This is a genomic window from Streptomyces sp. NPDC033174 (assembly GCF_055577795.1).
This window is the reverse complement of the sequence record NZ_JBVIPQ010000002.1, coordinates 709,714-733,930: the sequence shown is the minus strand read 5'-3', so window position 1 is coordinate 733,930 and position 24,217 is coordinate 709,714. Positions and strand designations below refer to the sequence as shown.

The following is a 24,217-nucleotide window of genomic DNA, read 5'->3' as shown; positions in this document are numbered from 1 at the left end:
TCACACGGCCGTCACTTCCGGCCTCTCGGCCTGGGCCTGGGGCTCGGGCTCGGGCTCGGGCTCGGCCACCGGCTCAGGCTCGGGCTCAGGCTCGGGCGAGATCGAACCGGTCGAGGTTCATGACCTTGTCCCACGCCGCCACGAAGTCACGCACGAACTTCTCTCCCGCGTCCTGCGAGGCGTAGACCTCCGAGACCGCCCGGAGCTGGGCGTGCGAACCGAAGACGAGGTCGACGGCGGTGGCCGTCCACTTGATCTCGCCCGTGGTGCGATCCCGGCCTTCGAAGACGTTCTCGGCGGACTCGGACGCCTTCCACTCGATGCCCATGTCGAGCAGATTGACGAAGAAGTCGTTCGTCAGCGTCTCCGGCCGGTGGGTGAAGACGCCGTGCGTGTTCCCGCCGAAGCCGGTGTTCAGGGCCCGCATGCCGCCGATCAGAGCCGTCATCTCGGGCGCGGTCAGGGTGAGCAGGTTGGCCCGGTCCAGCAGCAGGGTCTCCGGCGACAGCTTCTCCCCCGCCCGGAGGTAGTTGCGGAACCCGTCCGCCCTCGGTTCGAGGACGGCGAACGTGTCGGCGTCGGTCTGCTCCTGCGACGCGTCCGTGCGTCCCGGGGCGAACGGGACCGTGATGTCGTACCCGGCGTTCCTCGCGGCCTGCTCGACGGCCGCGCAGCCGCCCAGGACGATCAGGTCGGCCAGCGACACCTTCTTGTCCCCGGACTGCGAGAGGTTGAAGTCCTGGCGGATCTGTTCGAGGGCCTGGAGCACCTTGGCCACCTCGGGCTGGTCGTTGACCTCCCAGTCCCGCTGCGGCGCGAGGCGGATCCGCGCCCCGTTGGCCCCGCCGCGCTTGTCGGTGCCGCGGAAGCTCGCCGCCGACGCCCATGCGGTGGTGACCAGCTCGGAGAGGGAAAGGCCCGCGGCCAGGATCCTGCCCTTGAGAGCGGCGACGTCCTCGTCGGTGACCAGTTCGTGGTCGACCGCGGGGACGGGGTCCTGCCACAGCTGCGGCTCGGGAACCCACGGGCCGAGGTAGCGCGAGAGGGGCCCCATGTCACGGTGCAACAGCTTGTACCAGGCCCTGGCGAAGGCGTCCGCGAGCCTGTCCGGGTTCTCGTGGAAGCTCTTCGAGATCGGCCCGTAGACCGGGTCGAGCTTCAGCGCGAGGTCCGTCGTCAGCATCATCGGAGCGTGCCGCTTCGACGGGTCGTGCGCGTCGGGCACGGTGTCCCTGGCCGAGGGGTCCGTGGGAGTCCACTGCTTCGCGCCGGCGGGGCTCGTCGTCAGCTCCCACTCGTACCGGAACAGGTTCTCCAGGTACCCGTTGTCCCACTTCGTCGGCTCGGTGGTCCACGCGCCCTCGAGCCCGCTGGTGAGCGCGTGGGGGCCCTTACCGGTGCCGTACGTGTTCCTCCAGCCGAGGCCCTGCTGCTCCATGGGGCAGGCCTCGGGCTCCGGTCCGATGTACTGGGGGTCGACCGCGCCATGGCACTTGCCGAACGTATGGCCGCCGACGATGAGCGCGACCGTCTCCTCGTCGTTCATCGCCATGCGCCCGAACGTCTCGCGAATGTCCCGGGCGGCAGCCAAGGGATCCGGGTTGCCGTTGGGGCCCTCCGGATTGACGTAGATGAGTCCCATCTGCACGGCGCCGAAAGGACCGGTGAGTTCCCTGTCGCCGCTGTAGCGCTCATCTCCGAGCCATGTGTCCTCGGGCCCCCAGAAGATCTCCTCGGGTTCCCAGATGTCCTCTCGCCCGAATCCGAACCCGAATGTCTTGAAGCCCATCGATTCCATGGCGCAGTTGCCGGCGAAGACCAGCAGGTCGGCCCAGGAGATTTTCCGGCCGTACTTCTGCTTGACCGGCCAGAGCAGCCGGCGCGCCTTGTCGAGGCTCGCGTTGTCCGGCCAGCTGTTGAGGGGGGCGAAGCGCTGAGCGCCGCTGCCGCCGCCGCCCCGGCCGTCGGCGATGCGGTACGTCCCCGCGGCATGCCAGCTCATCCGGATGAAGAGCGGCCCATAGTGGCCGTAGTCAGCGGGCCACCAGTCCTGGGACGCCGTCATCACCTCGAAGACGTCCCGCTTCAGCGCGTCGAGATCGAGGGACCTGAACTCTTCCGCGTAGTCGAAGTCCTCGCCCATCGGATTTGCCTGCGGCGAGTGCTGGTGGAGGACCTGCAGATCCAGCTGATTCGGCCACCAGTCCCGGTTCGTCCGTGGCCGAGTCGCCGCGGGCTCCGGGGAGGGGATTACTGGGTTCTCGCTTTCGCTGCCGGACACGTCGGCCCCTTCTTCCTGTCTCGGTGTTCCTTCTGCTGGCTGCTTGCTCTGGACGTCGGCTGCTTTGCTGGTGTCGAACACTGCGACCCGCGGCAGTCAAAGCAGAGCTCGAGATATCCATACTCACGCAGGACACGGATAATCTCGCCAGTGTCGGCGTTCTGATGGTCGCGCACCGCCGACCGCGCCGCTACGAGAACACGCAGAGCAACCCGGCGCAACAAGCGATCAAAGCCCCAAGTCGCTTTTGAGACAGATCCTTCGCGGACGGCGGGAACGCCGAAGGGCTCGCCGTCCGGTGGACGACGAGCCCTTCGGCTCACAACGCGCGGGCGGACCGCGCCGACCTCTTGGTCAGCCGGTTCCCACGAAAACCACCAGCAGCAGCCACACCACAGGGGCGGTCGGCAGCAGCGAGTCCAGACGGTCCATGATGCCGCCGTGGCCGGGGAGCAGCGTGCCCATGTCCTTGATCCCCAGGTCCCGCTTGATCATCGACTCGCCGAGGTCACCGAGGGTCGCACTGGCCGCGACCGCCAGGCCCAGCAGCAGACCCTGCCACCACGTCCCGTCGTCGATCATGAATTCCATGCACAGCGCACCCGCCGCCATCGCGAACGTCACCGCTCCGACCAGACCCTCACGGGTCTTCCCGGGGCTGATGCGCGGCGCCAGCTTGTGCTTTCCGAAACGCCAGCCGATCGCGTACGCGCCCGTGTCGCTGACCACCGTCAGCACCAGGAAGGTGAGCACCCGCTGCGGGCCGTCGTCGGCGGTGAGCATCAGCGCCACGAACGTCGCCAGGAACGGCACGTAGAACGCCGCGAACACCCCGGCCGTGACGTCCTTCAGGTAACCCTCGGGCGGCTCGGTCATCCGCCACACCAGCACCGCGAGCGCGGTGAGCGCCATCGCCACCCAGGCGCCCTCGGCACCTCGCACATAACCCGCCACGACCATCGCGGCGCCACCCACCGCGAGCGGTACGAGAGGCGCCTTGATGCCCTTGCGCTCCTGCAGCCGGGAGGTGAGCTCCCACAGACCGACGACCACGGCGACCGCTATGACGCCGACGAACGCCGCCTTCCAGATGAACAGCGACGCGACGATCACCGCACCCAGTCCGGCACCCACCCCTATGGCCGCGCCCAGGTCGCGCCCCGCGCTCTTCTTCTGCGGACGCTCGGGGGGCTGAGGGGACTCCGCAGGCTGCGGGGCCGCCTGCGGCGGGCTTGGCATGGGCTCCTGCGGCTTCTCGTCACGGAACAGGGGACCGCTCAGCCGAGCGGCCCCCCGGTCGTCATCCTGGTCTCCGGCGGCCGGAACGTCGGGCGCGATGGGCATGGGCCGAGTCTGCTGTGCGTCATGCCCATCGTATGCGGGACCCGCCGGGGCGGGCCCCTGGTCGGGCGGTCGCCATTCCCCGACGTAGTCGGCTCTCGGCTGGACCCCCCAGGAAGAGTCGTTCATCAGACCTCGAGCAGCTCGGTTTCCTTGTGCTTGAGCAGCTCGTCGACCTGACCGACGTACTTCGCGGTGGTGTCGTCGAGCTCCTTCTCCGCGCGCCGGCCCTCGTCCTCGCCGACCTCGCCGTCCTTGACCAGCTTGTCGATGGTCTCCTTCGCCTTGCGGCGCACGGAACGGATCGAGATCTTGGCGTCCTCGCCCTTGGTCTTCGCGACCTTGATGTACTCGCGGCGGCGCTCCTCGGTCAGCTCCGGGAACACCACACGGATGATGTTGCCGTCGTTGCTCGGGTTCACACCGAGGTCGGAGTCACGGATCGCCTGCTCGATGTTGCGCAGCGCGCTCTTGTCGAACGGGGTCACCACGGCCATCCGCGGCTCGGGCACCGAGAAGGACGCCAACTGGTTGATCGGCGTAATGGCACCGTAGTAGTCGGCCACGATCTTGTTGAACATCGCCGGGTGCGCACGCCCGGTGCGGATCGCGGCGAAGTCATCCTTGGCGACCAGGACGGCCTTCTCCATCTTCTCCTCGGCCTCGAGGAGGGTCTCTTCGATCACCACTTGCTCCTGCGTGTCTTGAGTAGGCCCGTGCAACAGGGCCGCGGAACCTGCGTCGCGTCTTGTCCTGCACGGTGTCCGACCGGCAGGGCTTTGTCCATCCCCTCGCGGGGCGGTCCCCTCGCGGGGCAGTCCCCTTACGGGGCAAGTCCCCGGGTCAGACCCGGGTGCCCTGGTCGCTCACGAGAGTGCCGATCTTCTCACCCTTCACCGCGCGGGCGATATTGCCCTCGGCGAGCAGTTCGAAGACGAGGATCGGAAGGTTGTTGTCACGGCAGAGGGTGATGGCGGTGGCGTCGGCGACCTTGAGATCGCGGGAGATCACCTCGCCGTACTCCAGCGCGTCGAACTTCACCGCGTCCGGGTTGGCCTTCGGGTCGGAGTCGTAGACCCCGTCCACGCCGTTCTTGCCCATGAGCAGGGCCTCGGCGTCGATCTCGAGGGCACGCTGGGCGGCGGTGGTGTCGGTGGAGAAGTACGGCATGCCCATGCCCGCGCCGAAGATGACGACGCGGCCCTTCTCCAGGTGGCGCACCGCACGGAGCGGGATGTACGGCTCCGCGACCTGACCCATGGTGATGGCGGTCTGGACCCGGGAGTCGATGCCCTCCTTCTCCAGGAAGTCCTGAAGAGCGAGGCAGTTCATGACCGTACCGAGCATGCCCATGTAGTCCGAGCGCGCCCGGTCCATGCCCCGCTGCTGGAGCTCGGCGCCGCGGAAGAAGTTGCCGCCGCCGATCACGACCGCGATCTCCGCCCCGTCGCGTACGACCGCGGCGATCTCGCGAGCGATGGCATGGACGACGTCGGGGTCGACGCCGAGAGCGCCTCCGCCGGCGAACGCCTCGCCCGACAGCTTCAGCATGAAGCGGCCGGCCTTTTTGCCGTGGTTGTCTTCGCCGTGTGCGGCGCCCTGATTCATGGAGATCTCCTCGTGCACATACGAAGAAGGCCATTGCCGATGGGTGCTGGTGTCCCTCGCGGCAATGGCCTCCTCGTCAGATCTGCGGCTGTCCGGCACGTGCGCGCCCGACGTCCGCTGGGGAAACCCTAGCGGGCTCCCGTGTCGATCGCGTACCGGCTCAGATGCCGACCTTGATGCGCGAGAAGCGCTTCAGGGTGACACCGGCCTCGTCCAGGATCTGCTGGACGGACTTCTTGTTGTCGAGCGCGTACGGCTGGCCGAGAAGCGTGGCCTCCTTGAAGAAGCCGTTGACGCGACCCTCGACGATCTTCGGGAGCGCGGCCTCGGGCTTGCCCTCGGCGCGCGTGGTCTCCTCGGCGACACGACGCTCGGCCTCGACGACCTCGGCCGGAACGTCCTCGCGGGAGAGGTACTTCGGCGCGAAGGCGGCGATGTGCTGCGCGACGCCCTTGGCGACCTCGGCGTTCTCCTTGTCGAGCTCGACGAGGACACCGATCTGCGGGGGCAGGTCCGGCATGGTGCGGTGCATGTACGCCGTGACGAAACCGTCGGAGAACTGCGCGAAGCGGTCCAGGACGATCTTCTCGCCCAGGTTGGCGTTGGCCTCGTCGACGAACGCCTGGACGGTCTTGCCGGCCTCGATCTCGGAGGCGAGCAGCGCCTGGATGTCGGCCGGGGAGGTCGCGGCGACGTGCGCGGCGAGCTGGTTGGCGACGGTCTGGAACTTCTCGCCCTTGGCGACGAAGTCCGTCTCGCACTTCAGCTCGACGATGACACCGGAGGTGTTGTCGTCGGCGATCAGGGAAACGACGGCACCGTTCTCGGCAGAGCGGCCCTCGCGCTTGGCGACGCCCTTCTGGCCCTTGATGCGCAGGGCCTCGACGGCCTTGTCGACGTTGCCGTCGGCCTCGTCGAGCGCCTTCTTGCAGTCCATCATGCCGGCGCCGGTGAGCTCACGGAGCTTCTTGACGTCAGCGGCGGTGTAGTTCGCCATGAGTCTGTATTTCTCTCTCGAAGTCTGAAAGATCTACGAAGATCTACGGGTGAACGGCGGGAGCCTTGTGAGCCCCCGCCGTCAACAACCGAAGTGTGAAGGTCAGGCCTGCTCGGCGTCCGCAGCCGGAGCCTCGTCCGCCGGAGCCTCGGCGGCGGGCGCCTCGGCAGCAGCCTCGGCCTCGGCCGGCTTCTCGGCGTCGGCGGCCGGAGCCTCGTCAGCCTTCTTCTCGCCCTCGAGCAGGTCGCGCTCCCACTCGGCGAGCGGCTCGCCCGCGGCCTTCTCGCCCGGCTTCGAGTCACCGGTGGCGACGCCGGAACGGGCGATGAGGCCCTCGGCGACGGCGTCGGCGATCACGCGGGTGAGCAGGGTGACGGAGCGGATCGCGTCGTCGTTGCCCGGGATCTTGTAGTCGACCTCGTCGGGGTCACAGTTGGTGTCGAGGATCGCGACGACCGGGATGTGGAGCTTGCGCGCCTCACCGACGGCGATGTGCTCCTTCTTGGTGTCGACGATCCAGACAGCGCTCGGCACCTTCTGCATCTCGCGGATACCACCGAGGGTCTTCTCCAGCTTGGCCTTCTCGCGGGAGAGGACCAGGAGCTCCTTCTTGGTGAGACCGGAGGCGGCCACATCCTCGAAGTCGATCGCCTCAAGCTCCTTCAGACGCTGAAGGCGCTTGTAGACGGTGGAGAAGTTGGTGAGCATGCCGCCCAGCCAACGCTGGTTGACGTACGGCATACCAACGCGCGTCGCCTGCTCGGCGATGGCCTCCTGGGCCTGCTTCTTGGTGCCGACGAACATGATGGAGCCGCCGTGGGCGACGGTCTCCTTGACGAACTCGTAGGCGCGGTCGATGTACGACAGCGACTGGAGCAGGTCGATGATGTAGATGCCGTTGCGCTCGGTGAAGATGAAGCGCTTCATCTTCGGGTTCCAGCGACGGGTCTGGTGACCGAAGTGGACGCCGCTTTCCAGCAGCTCCCGCATCGTGACGACGGCCATGGCCGTATCTCCTTGGTTTTCTCGGTTATGTCCTGACGCCCCGGCGCGCCGTGCCACAAGGGACCGAAAGGCGCTGCCATGACCGATGAGGGTGCTGGCGGGGCGTGCGAAGTCGACCCGGTGACCCGGATCGCCAGAAGAAGTGTACGGGACCCGGACAGTCCCGGGTGACGGCGCTGTCCACAACCGGTGAGTTGTCCACAGATCCGGACCATGATCAGCGAGGTCGGCCCATGTGCGGCAGCGTGACAGCCATGAACCGCTACGCACTGTTCGCACTGGCCCTGACGCTGTTGCCGTGGACCACACCGGCCCCCGCACCGGCGGCCGGGCCCATCGCGACGCCGGGCCCCGAGGCCCCGGGGCCCACCGGCCCCCGGGACCGGGCCTGGCCCGTGGGACCACCACGGCCCACGGTCGTACGCGGCTGGGAACCACCCTCCACGCCCTACGGCCCCGGCCACCGCGGCATCGACCTCGCCGCCCCGCCGGGCACACCCGTACGGGCCGCCGCCCCTGGCCGGGTCTCCTACGCCGGACAGGTCGCCGGACGCGGAGTCCTCAGCATCACCCTCACGGGCACCGGCGACCCGCCCCTGCGCACCACCTACGAACCGGTGACCCCCACCGCCACCGAAGGCGACACCGTCACCGCCGGGCAAGTAGTCGCCGTCACCGCCACCGCTCCGCCTGCCCACTGCCCCACGAGCTGCCTGCACTGGGGCCTGCGACGAGCCGACACCTACCTCGACCCACTCACCCTGCTGCCCCCGCACCTGCTCCGCCGCCCACCGTCCCGGCTCCTGCCGGTCCTGGGCGTGCCATGAAGGGGGGTGGGGCGGGGCTGAGCGGCTGGGAGGAGGGACCGGGGGCGGGGGGAGGGAGGGGGGCGGGAGGGGGGCGGGGGGGGGAGGCCCCCCAGGGTCAGGAAGGCCGGACGCCGTGGAGCGCCATCGAGACCGCCGCCTCCGCGATCACCGCCGGGTCCTCGGCCGCGCCGAGTTCGATACGGCGGACCGCCGCGTCCACGACGCCCTGCAGGAGCATGGCGCCGAGCCGGGGCTCGGCCTGGCCCAGGTCATGGAGCGCTTCGACGATCATGGCGACGAGGCCGCCGTGCGCGGCGCGGATCTTCTCGCGGGCGCCGTCGTCCAGTTCGCTCGCGGAGATGGCGACGACGGCCCGGTGCCGGCGGTCCCCCACGAGCTCCAGCTGCGCCCGTACATAGGCCTCGACCTTCCCGGCGGGCGAGTCGGCGCGCCCCATGGCGGCCTCGACCTCGGCGGCCCAGACGGGGAAGTCGACGGCACAGAGTTCCTCGACGACCGCGGCGCGGGAGCGGAAGTACTCGTAGACGGAGGACCGGGCGAGGCCGGTTCGCTCGGCGAGGGCGGGGAAGGTCAGTGCTTCCGTTCCGCCTTCGGACAGCAGGGAACGCGCGGCATCCAGGAGGGCGCCGCGCTGCATGGTCCGGTGCTCGGCCACGGAGGCCGCTCGAATCCTGGGCACGGGTCCACTGTACGACCGACGTTCGGGCGTCAGCGTCCTACGTCGGCGAGCTTCGCCCGCAGCTGCAGGACGGATTTGGTGTGGATCTGGCTGACGCGGCTCTCGGTGACGCCGAGGACGTGGCCGATCTCGGCGAGGGTGAGACCTTCGTAGTAGTAGAGGGTGACGACGGTCTTCTCGCGCTCGGGGAGGGTGTTGATCGCGCGGGCCAGGAGTCTTCGCAGTTCACGGTCCTCGGCGACCTCGACGGGGTTGTCGGCGGCGGTGTCCTCGAGGGTGTCCATGAGGCTGAGCCGGTCGCCGTTCTCGCCGCCGACGTGCAGCAGCTCTTCGAGGGCGACCACGTTGGCGAGCGACAACTGGCTGAAGACGCCGTGCAGTTCTTCGAGGGTGATGTCCATCTCGGCGGCGACTTCGCTCTCCGAGGGGGAGCGGCGCAGCTGGGCTTCGAGGGTGGCGTAGGCACGCTCGACGGCGCGTGCCTTCTGGCGTACGGAGCGGGGGATCCAGTCCAGGGCCCGCAGTTCGTCGATCATGGCGCCGCGGATGCGGGTGATGGCGTAGGTCTCGAACTTGATCGACCGCTCGACGTCGAATTTCTCGATGGCGTCGATGAGTCCGAAGACGCCGGAGGAGACGAAGTCGGCCTGTTCCACGTTGGAGGGCAGTCCCACGCTGACGCGCCCCGCGACGTACTTGACCAGCGGTGAGTAGTGCAGGATCAGCTGCTCTCGCAGGCGCTCGTCGCCCGTTGCCTTGTACGACCGCCACAGCTCGTCGAGTGACGTGGGCGCGGACGGCCGCGCGGTGCCCCGGGCTGCGGGGGGCACCGCGGTGCGGTCAGACCCGGAGGTGTGCTGGGGCATGCGTTGCCTTGAGCCGTTCTGCTGTGGGGTGCGGGGAGGCGGGAGCCTGAGTGGGGGTGCTGGCGAGCGTAGCGTGACTGGACGGTCGCGGTGAGCGAACGTGCGGGGATCGCTCCTGGGTGGGGGGCCTGGGTCGGCCACACGCTCGAACCGTGGCCGTCGCGGTGTGCGTCGGTCGTTCGGGCGGGTCCGGGGGAGGTCCGTGAGTCATCGGGATCACTTTTTCACCCGAATGCTCCTGGTCAAGTACCGCCTCGCCGGGTGTTCGAGGCGCGTCTGGCATGGCTTGTCAACTGCCATTGGTCGCCGTGGCGTTGGACGAAGCCGAGAGAGTGGAGTTCGTACAGCTTGGCGAGTGTCTCGTCCGGAGGTGTGGCGGCGTGCTGGGCGATGACGCGGCCGGTGGCGGTGCCGTGGCCGGGGAGTGCTTCGAGTACGCGGGTGGCCAGGGGGCCGAGGAGGTCTCTGGGGAGGATGGGGCCGCGGCGGTCGGGGGCGAGTTCGCCGATGTCTCCGATGAGCTCGATGATGTCGGCGGCGTCGGTGACGAGGGTGCCTTCGCCGCGGAGGAGTTCGTGGACGCCCGCGGAGAGGCCGCTGGTGACGGGGCCGGGGACGCCCATGGTGTGGCGGCCGAGCGCGTGGGCGTTGCGGGCGGTGACGAGGGATCCGCTGCGGTATTGGGCTTCGACGACGACGGTTCCTCGGGTGAGTGCGGCGATGACGCGGTTCCTGAGGATGAACCGGCTGGGTGTGGGATGGCTTCCGGGTGGTAACTCGCCGATGACGAGGCCTTGTTCGGCGATGCGTCCGATGAGTTCGGCGTGGCCGCGGGGATAGGCGGTGTCGACGCCGCAGGCGAGTACGGCGATGGTGGCTCCGCTGACGGCGAGGGTGCCTCGGTGTGCGGCGCCGTCGATGCCGAAGGCGGCTCCGGATACGACGACCCAGCCGCGTTCGGCGAGTCCGGAGGCGAGGTCGGCGGCGGTGTGGGCGCCGTAGGGGGTGCAGGCGCGGGCGCCGACGACGGCGACGGAGCGCAGGGCCCAGGTGCGCAGGTCGCCGGGGCCGCGGATCCAGAGTCCGAAGGGTCGGGCGGTGCCGAGGTCGTCGAGTTGGCGTGGCCATTCGGTGTCGCCGGGGATGACGAGGCGGGCGCCGGCGGCGTGGGCGGTGGCGAGGTCGCGTTCGGGGTCGGCGGTGGCTGCTCGGGTGCGCCAGGCGTGGATGCGGCGTTCGCGGGTGTCGCCGAGTGTTCCTGGGTGGTGGGTGGGGGTGGTGAGGCGGGCGAGGAGTTCTTGTGCGCCGTGTTGGAGGAGGAGTCGTCCGGCGTGTTCGTCGCCGGGTTCCATGATGCGGGTGAGGGCGGCGCGGGCGAGGCGTTCGGGGTCGGGCGGGGTGGGGGTCATGGGTGTGCTCCGGCGCCGGTGGGTACGCCTCGGGCGATGCCGGTGCGCAGTTGGAGGGCGAGGGCGACGTCCTGGGGCCTGGGGCGGTCGTGGCCGGCGAGGTCGGCGATGGTCCAGGCGACGCGCAGGACGCGGTCGAGGCCGCGGGCGGTGAGCAGTCCGCGTTCCATGTCGTGTTCGGCGGCGGCGAGTGCGCCGGGTGCGACGAGGTAGCGGGTGCGCAGTTCGTGGCCGGGGATCTCGCTGTTGACGGTCCAGGGGGTGCCGTGGAGTCGGGTTGCGGCGCGGTGTCTGGCTTCTTGGACGCGGGCGGCGACGGCTGTGGTGGGTTCGCCTCGGCCGCCTTGGGCGAGGAGGTCGGAGCGGGTGACGGGTTCGACTTCGACGCGGAGGTCGACGCGGTCGAGGAGGGGCCCGGAGAGGCGGGCCTGGTAGCGGCGGATGAGGGAGGCGGGGCATTCGCATCCGGCGCCGTGGAGGGTGTGGCGTCCGCAGGGGCAGGGGTTGGCGGCGAGGGTCATGAGGAAGCGGGCGGGGAGGCGTACGACGCCTGCGCTGCGGGCGACGACGACGTGGCCGGATTCGAGGGGCTGGCGGAGGGCGTCGAGGGCTTTTCCGGAGAATTCGGGGGCTTCGTCGAGGAAGAGGACGCCTCGGTGGGCGAGGGAGACGGCGCCGGGGCGTGGGAGGCCGTTGCCGCCGCCGACGAGGGATTGCATGGTGGCGGAGTGGTGGGGTGCGCAGTAGGGCGGCCGGCGGACGAGGGGTTCGCCGGGCGGGAGGATGCCGGCGACGGAGTGGACGGCGGTGACTTCGAGGGATTCTTTTTTGGTGAGGGGTGGGAGGACGCCGGGGAGTCGTTCGGCGAGCATGGTTTTTCCGGCTCCGGGTGGTCCGGAGAGGAGGAGGTGGTGGCTGCCTGCGGCTGCCACTTCGATGGCGGTGCGGGCGGCGTGTTGTCCGGCGACGTCGGCGAGGTCGGGTCCGTCGGTGGGGTCGGGTGCGAGTCCGGTGCCGATGCCGGCGCCGGGGACGAGGAGGCCGGCGAGCATGGGGTCGGGGCGTCCGGGGTCTGTGGGTTGTTCGTCGGGTACGGGTTCGTCGGTGAGGACGGCGATGAGTTGGCGCAGGCTGCGGATGCCGAGGACGGAGATGCCGGGGACGAGTGCGGCTTCGCCGGCGGTTTGTTCGGGGACGACGACGTGTTGGTAGCCGGCTTCGGCGGCGGCGAGGACTGCGGGGAGTACGCCGCGGACGGGCCGGGCGCGGCCGTCGAGGCCGAGTTCTCCGATGAGGACGAGGTCGGCGATGACGCGGGGGTCGATGCGTTCGGCGGCGCCGAGGACGGCCGCGGCGACGGCGAGGTCGAATCCGCTGCCGCTTTTGGGGACGGATGCGGGGCTGAGTCCGACGGTGAGTTTTTTCTGGGGCCAGTCGGCGCCGGAGTTGACGATGGCGGCGCGTACGCGGTCGCGGCTTTCGGTGAGGCTTTTGTCGGGGAGTCCGACGAGGGTGAAGGCGGGTACGCCGGGTTCGAGGTCGGCCTGGACTTCGACGAGGACGCCTTCGACGCCGAGGAGGGCGACGGAGCAGGTGCGGGCGAATCCCATCAGGCCACCCCCAGGGCGTGGTCGACGACGGGGGCGCCTCGTCGTGGGAGGACGATGCCGATGAGGTCGATGCGCAGGCCGCCGGGTGGTGGTCCGCCGTGGCGGTGGAGCCAGCAGGCGGCGAGCCTTCTGAGGCGGTCGGCCTTGGTGGGTGTGATGGCGGCCATGGGGTGCTCGAAGGCGCCCTCGGTGCGGGTTTTGACTTCGCAGATGACCAGGGTGTCGCCGTCCTGGGCGACGATGTCGATTTCTCCGGTGCGTCCGCAGCGCCAGTTGCGTGCGATGACGGTCATGCCGGTTTCGGTGAGCCGGCGTGCGGCCAGCTCTTCTCCGTAGCGTCCGAGTGCCCCCGTGGCGTTCATCGGTACCACCTCCGGTACCGACTGTGACGGGCCGGCCGAAGGCTTGTGGATCTTGGTGGACAACCGGCCGGTTGTGGACAACTCCGTCACCCGATCGGGTTTCCCGGCCGCCCGTTCGAAGGGCGGCCCGGCGGCGTCAGCTGCCGGGAAGCTCCAGGTCGCTCTTGTTGAGCTCCTCGATATTCACGTCCTTGAACGTGAGGACGCGCACCTGCTTGACGAACCTGGCGGGCCGGTACATGTCCCAAACCCAGGCGTCGGCCATCGAGACCTCGAAGAACACCTCGCCCTGGACCGAGTGGACCTGCATCTCGTAGTCATTGGTGAGGTAGAAGCGGCGCTCGGTCTCGATCACGTATTTGAACAGCCCGACGACGTCGCGGTACTCCCGGTAGAGCTTCAGCTCCATCTCGGTCTCGTACTTCTCGAGGTCCTCGGCGCTCATGGCATGTTCCCCTTCACCCGTGCGTCCCCCCATTGTGCGCCGGTCCCCCGCACCCCTAGACGATTTCCGGGGCCAGGACCACCGGTGCGCTCGGGGGTCCCTCGTCGAGCAGTGCGTGGAGCAGCTCGGCGAGTCTGGTCGGGTACACCGTCTCACGGGCCGCCGACAGTTCGGCGGAGGTCCACCACCTCAGACCCGCGATACTGCGCGCTTCCAGCTCGGTGAGCCCGCCGGGCAGGGTCTCGGTCCGGGTCGTCCGGGCCAGGTAGTACCACTCGTCCTGGTCCCAGCGGCGCCCGTCGAAGGGGAAGGAGCAGATCCGCTGCCACAGCACGGGTCCGAGTTCGACGTCGGTGATGCCGGTTTCCTCGGCCAGTTCCCGCAGGGCCGCCTCTTCCCGGGTCTCGTCGCCCTCCACACCGCCGCCGGGGGTGAACCACCAGGTCAGGCTGGGGTCGTCGGGCTCGTAGCCGTGCAGCAGCAGGATGCGGTCGTCCGGGTCCAGCAGCACCACGCGCGCGACCCGCCTGAGCGGCCGGCCGTGGGCGGGGGGTACCGCGGGGACGCCTGTCATCGGGGAGCCGTCTGCCGGGCGGGCTGCGGGCGGCGGGTGAGGAGCCGGGCCAGCGGTCCGTACGCGGCTCCGAGGAGGATCAGTACGGCCCCGGTGACCACCGCGCCGAAAACCAGCTTCACGGGGCCGGGCCGGGACACCCCGCCGGGCAGGGAGGCGAAGCCCTCCGGCCGCTCCAGGACGGTCCCCAGGGGCCAGGCGATGGCGTCCACGCGGGCGCTGACGGCCGTACGCGGCACGGAGCCCTGGCCGGCCTCCTGGAGGTGGACGCGGGAGTCGAGGGAGTTGCGGCGTTCGTCGCCGAGGAGGAACAGGTTGCCTTCGGGCACCTGGGCCGTGAAGCCCTGGCCCGAGGCGGGTCCCTGCGAGTGGAGATACGGTTCTTCGATCACGGTGCCGTTGATGGTGAGACGGCCGTCGGCGTCGCAGCAGGCGACCTTGTCGCCGCCCACGCCGACGACGCGCTTGACCATCGGCATGTCGCCCCAGAGGGGGTCCTTGAAGATCACGACATCGCCGCGGCGCACGTCGCTGCCGTCGATGCGCTGGGCCAGTACCCGGTCCCCCACGTTGACCGTGGGGGTCATCGAGTCGCTGGGCACGGTGTACGGCTGGTACAGCACCGCGCCCCACACGAAGCCGCCGAGGAAGAGCACACAGCCGACGGCCACGGCCAGCCCCGACAGCACACTGCCGAGACGGCCGCGGCCGCCGTCCGTCCGTACAGTCCCGCTCATCCCAGCGCTCCCCACCTCGGAGATCGACGATCTGGGCGGCACCCTACCCGGGCTTCCCTACTCGGCGGTATGCCGAGCGGTCGGCCCTTCGTCACTTCCTTGCCACAGAGCCTTGATCACCGGGCGGCCAGGCGCTTCCTGCGCCACAGCACCAGCGGCACCGCGCCGGCCAGTCCCGCCGCTCCGGGGGCGACCGCGGCGGCCGCGCTCAGCCCGGGCTGGTCGAAGGTGTCCGGTACGGGCAGGGTCGCCCAGCGGGTGAGCGGCCAGGCCACCACGACCGCGCGGCCGACGACGTCTTCCGTGGGGACCGTGCCGTTGCCGGGGCGGTCCTGGTGGTAGCGCGAGTCCAGCGAGTTCTGCCGGTTGTCGCCCATGACCCAGATGCTGCCCTCGGGCACGGTGATCGGCCCGAAGGGGTGGTCGTCGCAGGGCGTTGAGCCGGGGTAGATGTACGCCGTCTCGTCCAGGGCCTTGCCGTTGACCGTGACCTTGCCGCCCTTGCGGCACTGGACGGTGTCGCCGCCGACCGCGATGACCCGCTTGATCAGGTCCTTCTCCTCGGCGGACGGCATCAGGCCGATGAAGCTGAGGAACTCCTGCACCGCGTTGGGCTCGGCCACGGGTTCGCCCTGCAGCCAGCCGTCCGGATCGTGGAAGACGACGACCTCGCCGCGCTCCGGCTCGGAGCCGAACCACGGGGTCAGCTTGTCGACCAGCACCCGGTCGCCGCGCTGCAGGGTGTTCATCATCGAGTCCGAGGGGATCGAGAACGCCTGCACCAGGAAGGTCTTGATCAGCAGGGCCAGGACCAGGGCGATACCGATCAGCAGCGGCAGTTCCTTCCAGAACGACCGTTGCTTCCTGCCCTCGCCGTGCCCCTTGTCGCCGTCGCCGTCGCCGTCTCCGTCACCATCGCCGCCGTCACCGCCGCCGCTCCGGGCGTCGCCGTCGGGCCGGCTACCGGGGTCGTCCGTCATGGCTGCGGGTCGCTTGGCGAGCTGCTCGGGCCTCTCCTCGGGTTCGTCGTGTCCGGATCGTGCGCCGACCGCCACATCCCCCACATCCACTCCTCACTCCGTGCAATTGCCTGCTCCAAGCCAGAGACAGGCCCATCACTCCCATAACGAGCGGGAGTTCCGCAGGGGTCGGGAGCTGGATCAATCCGTTGAGATTCCGCGAGGACACACTATGCGACGGGCGGAGTGCCGTGGTCGACGCCGAGGTCCGCGCGTCCGGGACGGAGGCATACGTCTCCTGTTCCTCCAGCGTGCTCCAGTGGCTGAAGGGCCAGGCGATCACGACCGCGCGTCCGACGACCCGCTCCTCGGAGACCGTTCCGCGGTCCTTCTCGTCGAGATGGAAGCGTGAGTCGGCCGAATTCGACCGATGGTCGCCCATGACGAAGATCCGTCCGGCCGGCACCTTCACCTCGAACCTGATCTTCGATGGTTCGTTTCCGGGGTGCAGATACGGTTCGTTCAGCGGGACGCCGTTGACGGTGACCCGTCCCTGGGGGTCGCAGCACTTCACGGTGTCGCCGCCGACCGCGACGACGCGCTTGATCAGGTCCTGCTCGTCGGCGGAGGGCAGCAGGCCGATGAACGTGAGGCCCTGTTTGATCTGTTTGACGACGACGGGATCGTCGTCCTTCGGTGCCTGTTCCTGCTGAAGCCAGCGGCCGGGGTCCTTGAAGACCACCACATCACCGCGCTGCGGCTTGGAGCCGAACCAGGGGGTCAGCTTGTCCACCAGTACCCGGTCGCTGATCCTGATCGTCTGCTCCATCGAGCCGGACGGGATCACGAAGGCCTGGACCAGGAAGGTCTTCAGTACGAGGGCGATGCACAGCGCCACGACGACGAGGAGGGGTATCTCCTTGACGGCGGAGCGACGCCTGCGGCGTTTGACCTTGCGGGCGAGCTTGCGCCGCTCCGCCCGCCCGGGAAGGGGCCGGGCGCCGTCCGTGGGGCGCGAGCCCGTGGGCAGCCTGGTGTCGCTGCGATGGTGCGCGCGCCTGCCCCGGTTACCCATGGCGCCCACCCGGGTGCGGGGCGGCGGGTGTGCGGTCGAAGGCGTGGGTCTCCTCGACGGCGGACCAGCGCCCGGCGGGCCATCCGATCCAGTCGGCGCGTCCGATCACCCTGCCGACGGGGACCATGCCGCCGCCCGGTTCGCCGAGATGGTCGCGGGAGTCGCGGGAGTTGGCCCGATGGTCGCCCATGACCCACAGGGTGCCCTCGGGCACGACGATGTCGAAGGGCACCTTCGACGGGGCATCGCCCAGGAAGAGATACCACTCTTCCACCGGTATGCCGTTCACCTCGACCCTGCCCCCCTTGTCGCAGCAGACCACCCGGTCGCCGCCCACGCCCACCACGCGCTTCACGAAGTCGGTCTCGGCGGGCTCGGCGAGGCCGAGTGCCGCGCCCGCTCCGCGCACCACCCGGGTGACCGGGTCGGTCTCCGGCGCCTGCTGGACGAAGGACCCGGTGCCGTCGAAGACGACGACGTCGCCCCGTCCCGGCTCGGAACCGAAACGGTACGCCAGTTTGTTGACCAGCACCCGGTCCCCGATCCGGAGGGTGGGCTCCATGGATCCGCTGGGGATCAGGAAGGGCTGCAGGACGAAGTGGCTCAGGAGCAGCAGGAAGACGGTGCAGACGAAGCCGGTCGCACCGGCCCGGCGCCATGTGATCCCGGCGATCCCGGGACGGCCCGGCCTCCCCGTCCGCCAGGGGCGCGTGAAGCCCCCGGAGATGCGCGCGGAGCGCGACCGCTCCTCCGTCTCGGAGGAGCGGTCGCGCTCCGTGTGCTGTGCTTCGGTGTCCATCAGGGGCAGAGCCTATCCGGCCGCCCTGTGACTGCCCGATTCCGAAGTCGAGCGGACCTGTGAGCCGGGGCTCAGCGGTCGCGCTTCTCCTTGATCTTGGCAGCCTTGCCGCGCAGCTCACGCAGGTAGTAGAGCTTGGCGCGACGGACGTCACCGCGGCTGACGAGCTCGATCTTCTCGAAGATCGGGCTGTGCACCGGGAAGGTGCGCTCGACGCCGACGGAGAACGAGACCTTGCGGACCGTGAAGGTCTCGCTGACGCCCGAGCCCTGGCGGCGGATGACGACGCCCTTGAACTGCTGGATACGGGAGCGGTTGCCCTCGATCACTCGGACGTGCACGTTGACGGTGTCACCGGGGCGGAAGGCCGGGAGGTCGCTGCGCAGGGTGGCGGCGTTGACGCCATCGAGCAGGTGAGACATGTTCTTCGTCTGCTTTCTTCGCACGACGCCACAGGTCGCCGGGCGGGAGTTCGGTGGAGAATTCGGGTGCTGTGTCACCTCGTCTGCGACGGTCCCCCTGTGGCAGGGGCGCATGCGGGCGTACAGCAGCGGCCTATTCTTCCATGTTCTGGGGCCTGCGCCAAAATCGGCCGCCGGGCTCGGGAGCCCAGCCCAGGATGGAGAGGGTTTCCCGGTCCTTCTTGTCGAACGCGGACGGGTCGCACCGTTCGATCAGGTCGGGCCGGTTGCGTGCGGTGCGCCGGAAGGCCTCGTCGCGCCGCCAGCGGGCGATCTTGCCGTGATGGCCGCTGAGCAGGACGTCGGGGATGGCGCGCCCCCGCCACTCGGGGGGCTTGGTGTAGACGGGCCCCTCCAGCAGATTCGCCATGTCGCCGGGGGCGAAGGAGTCGTCGCGGTGGGACTCGGCGTTGCCGAGGACGCCGGGGAGCAGTCGGGCGACGGCCTCGGTGATGACGAGGACTGCGGCCTCGCCGCCGGCGAGGACGTAGTCGCCGATGGAGACCTCGTAGACCGGTATGCGGGTGGCGTACTCGTCCATGACCCGGCGGTCGATGCCTTCGTAGCGCGCGGGCGTGAAGACGAGCCAGGGGCGCTCGGACAGCTCGACGGCGAGTTCCTGGGTGAAGGGCCGGCCGCTGGGCGTGGGGACGACGAGTACGGGATGGTGGGCGCCGCTCTCGTAGCCGTCGGCGAGGACGTCGTCGAGGGCGTCGCCCCAGGGCTCGGTCTTCATGACCATGCCGGGCCCGCCGCCGTAGGGGGTGTCGTCGACGGTGTTGTGCCGGTCGTAGGTCCACTGGCGCAGGTCGTGCACGCCCACGTCGAGGACGCCCCGTGCGCGGGCCTTGCCGACGAGGGAGACGTTCAGCGGTTCCAGGTACTCGGGGAAGATCGTGACGACGTCGAGGCGCATCAGTGCTCGTCCTCGGCGGCGTCCCGGGCGGAGGCGATCTCGGCGCGGTCGTCGATCAGGCCGGGCGGCGGGTCGATGACGGCCTTCTGCTCGTCGAGGTCGATGCCGGTGACGATCTCCTCGACGAAGGGGATCATCAGCTCGGTGCCGTCGGGGCGCTCGACGATGAAGAGGTCCTGGGACGGGAGATGGGAGATCTCGGTGATGCGGCCGATCTCGGTGCCGTCGGCGAGGACCACGTCGAGGTCGATGAGCTGGTGGTCGTAGTACTCGTCGGGCTCCTCAGGGGTCTCCTGGGGGTCGACTTCGGCGATGAGGAGCGTGTTGCGCAGGGCTTCGGCGGCGGTGCGGTCGCGTACGCCTTCGAAGCGCAGCAGCAGCCGGCCGCTGTGCACGCGGCCGGTCTCGATGGTCAGCGGCCCGGTGGACGCCGGGTCGGTGAGCAGGACCGCTCCGGGGCCGAGCCGCAGTTCGGGCTCGTCCGTACGCACCTCGACGGTGACCTCGCCCTTGATCCCGTGGGCGCGGCCGATCCGCGCGACTACCAGCTGCACTCTCAACTCTCCTGTCGGACGACGACGGGCCGGGGTGGGCCCGTAAGCCCTCCCCGGCCCGTGCCGGTGTTCATCTTTGTCAGCGAACCTGGTCCACGTCGACGAGGTCGACGCGGATGCCACGGCCGCCGATGGCGCCCACCACGGTGCGCAGTGCACGCGCGGTGCGGCCGTTGCGACCGATCACCTTGCCGAGGTCGTCGGGGTGGACCCGGACCTCCAGCACACGGCCGCGGCGCAGGTTGCGCGAGGCGACCTGCACATCGTCCGGGTTGTCGACGATGCCCTTCACGAGGTGCTCGAGAGCCTCCTCGAGCATGCTCAGGCCTCGGTCGACTCGGTGGACGCGGCCTCGGCCTCGTCCGCCTTCTTGTCGGCCTTCTTCGCCTTCGGGGTGATGGCCTCACCCTTGGGCTCGTCGCCCTCGAGGGACTTCGCGAACTCGTCGAACGCGGCGCGCTTGTCGGCCTTCGGCTCGGCGACGAGCAGCGGCGCCGGGGCCGGCAGGCCCTTGTGCTTCTGCCAGTCACCGGTGAGCTTCAGGATCGCGAGAACCGGCTCGGTCGGCTGGGCGCCGACGGACAGCCAGTACTGCGCGCGCTCCGAGTTGACCTCGATGCGCGACGGGTTCTGCACCGGGTGGTACAGACCGATCTCCTCGATGGCCCGGCCGTCACGGCGGGTACGGGAGTCGGCGACGACGATGCGGTAGTGAGGCGAACGGATCTTGCCCAGACGCTTCAGCTTGATCTTGACTGCCACTGGAGTGGTGTCTCCTGGTCTTGACGTGGTTGGGCACATGAGATGCCACGTGGGGTTGCGGTACTCGGGTGCCCGATGGACGCGTCAGCCGGAGGAGAGAGGGGTCCTGTGCGACTGTCGAGTACAGCTAGCCATTGTGCCACACGCCTGGGCGTCAGCTCGCTGCGGCCACCGCTTCCGGGATGCGGAAGGGCTTGCCGCAGCCGCCGCAGACGATCGGTGCCTGGGCGAGGACCGAGGGGACGACCCGGACGTTGCGTCCGCAGTCGCAGACGGCCTTGACCCGCACTCCGCCGCCCGAGGAGCCGTGCCGGGCGGCCGGTCCGCGGAAGGAGCGCTTGGTGTCGGAGGCCGTCGCGACGGTGTGCGCCTTGAGGGCGCGCTGGAGCCGCTCGATCGTGGGACGGTACCGGCGCTTGGCCTCGGGGTTGAGCGTGACCAGGGAGAAGCCGCTGCTGGCGTGCGGCTCCTCGGGGTGGTCGAGGCCCATTTCCTCGGCGATCGCCAGAAATCTGCGGTTGTGGTAGCGGCCGGCGCGTGAGGTGTCGCGGACTCCTCGGGCGGCGGCGATGCCGTGGACTGCCTCGTGGAGCAGTCGTTCGAAGGAGAGCTCGGCGCCACAGGCGGACGACGACTCTCCGATCAGGGACTCTGGCGCGGCTAGGTCCGGCAGCTCGGGGTGGTGCCGCTGAATGTCGGCCCACGCCTGTGCCAGCTCTGCGGCGAGAACAGGTGGTGTCGTGCTCACGTCGCGTCTAACGAGCCTGGGCGCCCCCGGGTTCCATTCCGGGGCATCCCAAATATTTTGCACGTACCCGTCAGTTGCCCTTGATGCGTCCTGACGAGGGCCAGTGCGCTGATCTGCGGAGAAGGCTCTCAGCTCGCACCAAGGTGGTACGTAGCGGTGCGCCGGTGAAGTGGCGCCGGCGGGCACGCTCCCCCGCGCGTGACTGAACTGCGTGCGCCGGGGAGCCCGTTGCGCGACCAGGGCGCGTGGCGCCGGCGGCGTCCCCGGACGTGGCCGGCGGGAGCGACAGTACCGGGGGCCGGGGCGGCGGTCGGCACCGCCCCCGGGCGCCCCGGGCGGGATGGGTGTGTACGGCAACGAACGCAAGCGTGGCGCACGACCACTGGACGCCGGGACGGATGGGGAGTTCCCTGGCATACGGGGGGAGAGCGAGCGCACGTACACGGGGGCTGTCAATCAGGGCACGGACGCACAGATGGACTCTCGGCGGATTGGGGCGCATTCCATGACACCTACGCTCGTCCGGCACCAACCCCACCCGGACCCGGCGGCCGCGGTCACGGACGCGCGGGCGCGCGCCCGCGACTGGGCGGAGATCCAGGAACGGATGCTGGTGCCGCTCTACGAGGCGGTGTACGAGCGCCTCGACACCGGTGCAGGCACACGGCTGCTGGGCCTCGGCTGCGGCTCTGGACTCGCCCTGCTGATGGCGGCCTCGCGGGGTGCGCACGTCACGGGCGTCGACACGGACCACGCCCGCGTGGAGCTGGCCCGGGAGCGGCTCCGGACGGCTCTCGCGGGCGCGGAGCGGGAGCCGGGGCCGGACGCGCCGTCCGCGCGGCTCCTGGCGGGCCGCCCGGTGGACGCGGTGGACGGGGCCTCTCCCCCGTACACGATGATCACAGCCTTTCACCCGATCGGCTGTACGGCGGGCGACTCGGAGGATCTGGCGCCGACGCTGGCCTCCGTCGCGGCGGGGGCGGAGCGGGGCAGCGCGGTGGTGCTGACCGCCTGGGGGCCGCCGGAGCGGTGCGCCACGTCGGCGGTGCTGCGGGTGGCGACCAGGCTGACCGACCGGATGCGGGCGCGGACGCGCGGCGCCGGCGGCTGGCGGCCGGCGCCGCGGGACGAGCTGGAGGAGATCGCGGGCGAGGCGGGTCTGAAGCCGGACGGTTCGGGGCGGGTGGCGTGCCCGTTCGGGTACGCGGATCTGGACAGCGCGCTGCGCGGGCTGATGTCGACGGGCGTGTTCGACGCCGCGGTGGCGGCGACGGACCAGGCGCAGGTGGAGAAGGAGCTCACGGAGGCGCTGCATCCGCATGTGCGGCGGGACGGCACGGTGTGGATGCCGAATGTGTTCCGGTATCTGATCGCTCGTAAGAGGTGAGCCCTCGGGGGGTGGGCTGGCCTGCCCCCGCTCATGGACGACGGGTGTACGGGAAGGGCCCGGAGGCGGTCTGCCTCCGGGCCCTTCCCGTACACCCGTCGTCCGGGCCGTGGACCGTGTGCCGGCCGTCAGCCCATGAACTTCTTGAACTCGTCGGGCAGCTCGAAGTCCTTGCCCGGCTCGCCGGCCGGCAGCCCGAACGCGCCGCCCTGCTGGGCCTGTTCGCGGCGGGCGGCCGCGGCCTGCTCCTCGGCCTTGCGCTTCATCGGGTTGCCGCTCTTGCGCTTGCCCTTGGCCTGCTTGATCTGCTTCTTCTGGCGGCCCGCGCCACCACCCATGCCCGGCATCCCGGGCATCCCCGGCATACCGCCGCCCTGGGCCATGCGCGACATCATCTTGCGGGCCTCGAAGAACCGCTCGACCAGGCCCTTCACGGCGCTGACCTCGACACCGGAACCCTTGGCGACGCGGGCGCGGCGGGAGCCGTTGATGATCGTCGGATCGTGGCGCTCGGCCGGCGTCATCGACTTGATGATCGCGGCCATGCGGTCGACGTCGCGCTCGTCGATGTTGTTGATCTGCTCCTTGATCTGCCCCATGCCCGGCAGCATGCCGAGCAGCTTGGAGATGGAGCCCATCTTGCGGACCTGTTCCATCTGGGCGAGGAAGTCGTCGAGCGTGAAGTCCTTGCCCTTGCTGCTCGCCAGCTTGGAGGCCATTTTGGCGGCCTCTTCCTGGCTGAAGGTCTGCTCGGCCTTCTCGATGAGCGAGAGCATGTCGCCCATGCCGAGGATGCGGGACGCCATGCGGTCCGGGTGGAACGCGTCGAAGTCGTCCAGCTTCTCGCCGTTGGAGGCGAACATGATCTGGCGGCCGGTGACGTGCGCGATGGAGAGCGCGGCGCCGCCTCGGGCGTCACCGTCGAGCTTGGAGAGGACGACGCCGTCGAAGCCGACGCCGTCGCGGAAGGCCTCGGCGGTGTTGACCGCGTCCTGACCGATCATGGCGTCGACGACGAAGAGGACCTCGTCGGGGCTGACGGCGTCGCGGATGTCCGCGGCCTGCTGCATCAGCTCCTGGTCGATGCCGAGGCGGCCGGCGGTGTCGACGATGACGACGTCGTACTGCTTGGTCCGCGCGTACTCGATGGAGTCCTTGGCGACCTGGACCGGGTCGCCGACGCCGTTGCCGGGCTGGGGCGCGTAGACGGAGACGCCCGCGCGGTCGGCGACGACGGAGAGCTGGTTGACGGCGTTGGGGCGCTGGAGGTCGCAGGCGACGAGCAGCGGCGAGTGGCCCTGGCCCTTGAGCCAGAGGCCGAGCTTTCCGGCGAGGGTGGTCTTACCGGCACCCTGGAGACCGGCGAGCATGATCACGGTCGGGGCGGTCTTGGCGAAGCGCAGGCGCCGGGTCTCGCCGCCGAGGATGCCGATGAGCTCCTCGTTGACGATCTTGATGACCTGCTGGGCCGGGTTCAGCGCCTGGGAGACCTCGGAGCCGGCGGCCCGCTCCTTGACCTGCTTGATGAAGGCGCGGACGACGGGCAGAGCGACGTCGGCCTCGAGCAGCGCGATCCGGATCTCGCGGGCGGTGGCGTCGATGTCCGCCTCGGACAGGCGGCCCTTGCCCCGGAGGTTCTTGAAGGTCGCTGCAAGGCGGTCGGAGAGGGTATCGAACACGGCGGTCGCGGATCCTCAGCTGTCGGGGGCGGCGGATGGTCGTCCCCCAGGGTATCCGGCCGCGCGTGATGGGGTCTGCCCCCTCCGGGTACGGGGTGGGCGGGGGCGGCCCGCGAGACCCCGGGCCGCCCGT

General features: G+C 69.9%; 26 protein-coding genes. 2 read left to right on the top strand and 24 right to left on the bottom strand.

Annotated elements, in window-relative coordinates; genetic code table 11:
• Positions 1-85: 85 nt before the first annotated feature.
• From katG to rpsB, 6 genes are all read right to left on the bottom strand, one after another.
• Positions 86-2,281, bottom strand: coding sequence for a catalase/peroxidase HPI (katG, locus tag ACZ5VC_RS09625; RefSeq protein WP_469119496.1), 2,196 nt, complete (start codon positions 2,279-2,281; stop codon positions 86-88).
• Positions 2,282-2,635: 354 nt separating this feature from the next.
• The gene (locus tag ACZ5VC_RS09620; RefSeq protein ID WP_469119495.1) at positions 2,636-3,751 is read right to left on the bottom strand and encodes a phosphatidate cytidylyltransferase; all 1,116 of its coding nucleotides are present in this window, start codon (positions 3,749-3,751) and stop codon (positions 2,636-2,638) included.
• Positions 3,751-4,308 carry a ribosome recycling factor gene (gene frr / locus ACZ5VC_RS09615; protein WP_468706511.1) on the bottom strand — a complete coding sequence of 186 codons (558 nt, stop codon included), beginning with the start codon at positions 4,306-4,308 and terminating at the stop codon, positions 3,751-3,753. Before frr ends, ACZ5VC_RS09620 begins: the two co-directional genes overlap by 1 nt.
• A gap of 157 nt (positions 4,309-4,465) precedes the next feature.
• Positions 4,466-5,230, bottom strand: coding sequence for a UMP kinase (gene pyrH, locus ACZ5VC_RS09610; protein WP_469119494.1), 765 nt, complete (start codon positions 5,228-5,230; stop codon positions 4,466-4,468).
• Between the two features lie 160 nt (positions 5,231-5,390).
• Positions 5,391-6,227 carry a translation elongation factor Ts gene (gene tsf, locus ACZ5VC_RS09605; protein WP_469119493.1) on the bottom strand — a complete coding sequence of 279 codons (837 nt, stop codon included), beginning with the start codon at positions 6,225-6,227 and terminating at the stop codon, positions 5,391-5,393.
• Between the two features lie 102 nt (positions 6,228-6,329).
• Positions 6,330-7,232: a 30S ribosomal protein S2 gene (gene rpsB, locus ACZ5VC_RS09600; RefSeq protein WP_469119492.1), complete on the bottom strand. Its 903-nt coding sequence runs from the start codon at positions 7,230-7,232 to the stop codon at positions 6,330-6,332.
• Between the two features lie 254 nt (positions 7,233-7,486).
• Here rpsB and ACZ5VC_RS09595 point away from each other — a divergent pair, with 254 nt between their 5' ends.
• Positions 7,487-8,059, top strand: coding sequence for a murein hydrolase activator EnvC family protein (locus ACZ5VC_RS09595; RefSeq protein WP_469119491.1), 573 nt, complete (start codon positions 7,487-7,489; stop codon positions 8,057-8,059).
• A 97-nt stretch (positions 8,060-8,156) separates the two neighbouring features.
• Here ACZ5VC_RS09595 and ACZ5VC_RS09590 read toward each other — a convergent pair whose 3' ends face one another.
• From ACZ5VC_RS09590 to ACZ5VC_RS09510, 17 genes are all read right to left on the bottom strand, one after another.
• A complete protein-coding gene (locus ACZ5VC_RS09590) occupies positions 8,157-8,717 on the bottom strand; it encodes a TetR/AcrR family transcriptional regulator (protein WP_469119598.1) in 561 nt (186 codons plus the stop codon).
• 53 nt (positions 8,718-8,770) lie between these two features.
• The gene (gene whiG / locus ACZ5VC_RS09585; protein ID WP_468706523.1) at positions 8,771-9,607 is read right to left on the bottom strand and encodes an RNA polymerase sigma factor WhiG; all 837 of its coding nucleotides are present in this window, start codon (positions 9,605-9,607) and stop codon (positions 8,771-8,773) included.
• 242 nt (positions 9,608-9,849) lie between these two features.
• Positions 9,850-11,016, bottom strand: coding sequence for a DNA-processing protein DprA (dprA, locus tag ACZ5VC_RS09580; protein ID WP_469119490.1), 1,167 nt, complete (start codon positions 11,014-11,016; stop codon positions 9,850-9,852).
• Positions 11,013-12,626, bottom strand: a complete 1,614-nt coding sequence (locus tag ACZ5VC_RS09575) for a YifB family Mg chelatase-like AAA ATPase (RefSeq protein WP_469119489.1) — start codon at positions 12,624-12,626, stop codon at positions 11,013-11,015. Before ACZ5VC_RS09575 ends, dprA begins: the two co-directional genes overlap by 4 nt.
• Positions 12,626-12,988: a YraN family protein gene (locus ACZ5VC_RS09570; protein ID WP_469119488.1), complete on the bottom strand. Its 363-nt coding sequence runs from the start codon at positions 12,986-12,988 to the stop codon at positions 12,626-12,628. The genes ACZ5VC_RS09575 and ACZ5VC_RS09570 overlap by 1 nt, the downstream gene beginning before the upstream one ends.
• A gap of 136 nt (positions 12,989-13,124) precedes the next feature.
• Positions 13,125-13,433, bottom strand: a complete 309-nt coding sequence (locus ACZ5VC_RS09565; protein ID WP_005311352.1) for a DUF2469 domain-containing protein — start codon at positions 13,431-13,433, stop codon at positions 13,125-13,127.
• 55 nt (positions 13,434-13,488) lie between these two features.
• Complete coding sequence (locus ACZ5VC_RS09560; protein ID WP_469119487.1) at positions 13,489-14,007, bottom strand: NUDIX hydrolase; 519 nt, start codon at positions 14,005-14,007, stop codon at positions 13,489-13,491.
• A complete protein-coding gene (lepB, locus tag ACZ5VC_RS09555) occupies positions 14,004-14,744 on the bottom strand; it encodes a signal peptidase I (protein WP_469119486.1) in 741 nt (246 codons plus the stop codon). The genes ACZ5VC_RS09560 and lepB (ACZ5VC_RS09555) overlap by 4 nt, the downstream gene beginning before the upstream one ends.
• A 116-nt stretch (positions 14,745-14,860) precedes the next feature.
• On the bottom strand, positions 14,861-15,724 hold the full coding sequence (gene lepB / locus ACZ5VC_RS09550) for a signal peptidase I (protein WP_469119485.1): 864 nt from the start codon (positions 15,722-15,724) through the stop codon (positions 14,861-14,863).
• Positions 15,705-16,778, bottom strand: a complete 1,074-nt coding sequence (lepB, locus tag ACZ5VC_RS09545) for a signal peptidase I (RefSeq protein WP_469119484.1) — start codon at positions 16,776-16,778, stop codon at positions 15,705-15,707. Before lepB (ACZ5VC_RS09545) ends, lepB (ACZ5VC_RS09550) begins: the two co-directional genes overlap by 20 nt.
• Positions 16,771-17,577: a signal peptidase I gene (lepB, locus tag ACZ5VC_RS09540; RefSeq protein WP_469119483.1), complete on the bottom strand. Its 807-nt coding sequence runs from the start codon at positions 17,575-17,577 to the stop codon at positions 16,771-16,773. The genes lepB (ACZ5VC_RS09545) and lepB (ACZ5VC_RS09540) overlap by 8 nt, the downstream gene beginning before the upstream one ends.
• Positions 17,578-17,648: 71 nt before the next feature.
• On the bottom strand, positions 17,649-17,999 hold the full coding sequence (rplS, locus tag ACZ5VC_RS09535) for a 50S ribosomal protein L19 (RefSeq protein WP_468706540.1): 351 nt from the start codon (positions 17,997-17,999) through the stop codon (positions 17,649-17,651).
• Between the two features lie 133 nt (positions 18,000-18,132).
• On the bottom strand, positions 18,133-18,954 hold the full coding sequence (trmD, locus tag ACZ5VC_RS09530) for a tRNA (guanosine(37)-N1)-methyltransferase TrmD (protein ID WP_469119482.1): 822 nt from the start codon (positions 18,952-18,954) through the stop codon (positions 18,133-18,135).
• On the bottom strand, positions 18,954-19,508 hold the full coding sequence (gene rimM, locus ACZ5VC_RS09525; RefSeq protein WP_469119481.1) for a ribosome maturation factor RimM: 555 nt from the start codon (positions 19,506-19,508) through the stop codon (positions 18,954-18,956). Before rimM ends, trmD begins: the two co-directional genes overlap by 1 nt.
• Positions 19,509-19,587: 79 nt before the next feature.
• A complete protein-coding gene (locus ACZ5VC_RS09520; RefSeq protein ID WP_005311361.1) occupies positions 19,588-19,827 on the bottom strand; it encodes an RNA-binding protein in 240 nt (79 codons plus the stop codon).
• Between the two features lie 2 nt (positions 19,828-19,829).
• Positions 19,830-20,270, bottom strand: a complete 441-nt coding sequence (rpsP, locus tag ACZ5VC_RS09515) for a 30S ribosomal protein S16 (RefSeq protein WP_469119480.1) — start codon at positions 20,268-20,270, stop codon at positions 19,830-19,832.
• 154 nt (positions 20,271-20,424) lie between these two features.
• Entirely contained in the window at positions 20,425-21,018 is a 594-nt protein-coding gene (locus tag ACZ5VC_RS09510; RefSeq protein ID WP_468706552.1) for a hypothetical protein, read from the bottom strand.
• Between the two features lie 505 nt (positions 21,019-21,523).
• On the opposite strand from ACZ5VC_RS09510, the gene ACZ5VC_RS09505 reads away from it, so the two are divergent.
• The gene (locus ACZ5VC_RS09505; protein WP_469119479.1) at positions 21,524-22,405 is read left to right on the top strand and encodes a methyltransferase domain-containing protein; all 882 of its coding nucleotides are present in this window, start codon (positions 21,524-21,526) and stop codon (positions 22,403-22,405) included.
• Positions 22,406-22,533: 128 nt separating this feature from the next.
• Here ACZ5VC_RS09505 and ffh read toward each other — a convergent pair whose 3' ends face one another.
• Complete coding sequence (gene ffh / locus ACZ5VC_RS09500; RefSeq protein ID WP_469119478.1) at positions 22,534-24,084, bottom strand: signal recognition particle protein; 1,551 nt, start codon at positions 24,082-24,084, stop codon at positions 22,534-22,536.
• Positions 24,085-24,217: the final 133 nt, after the last annotated feature.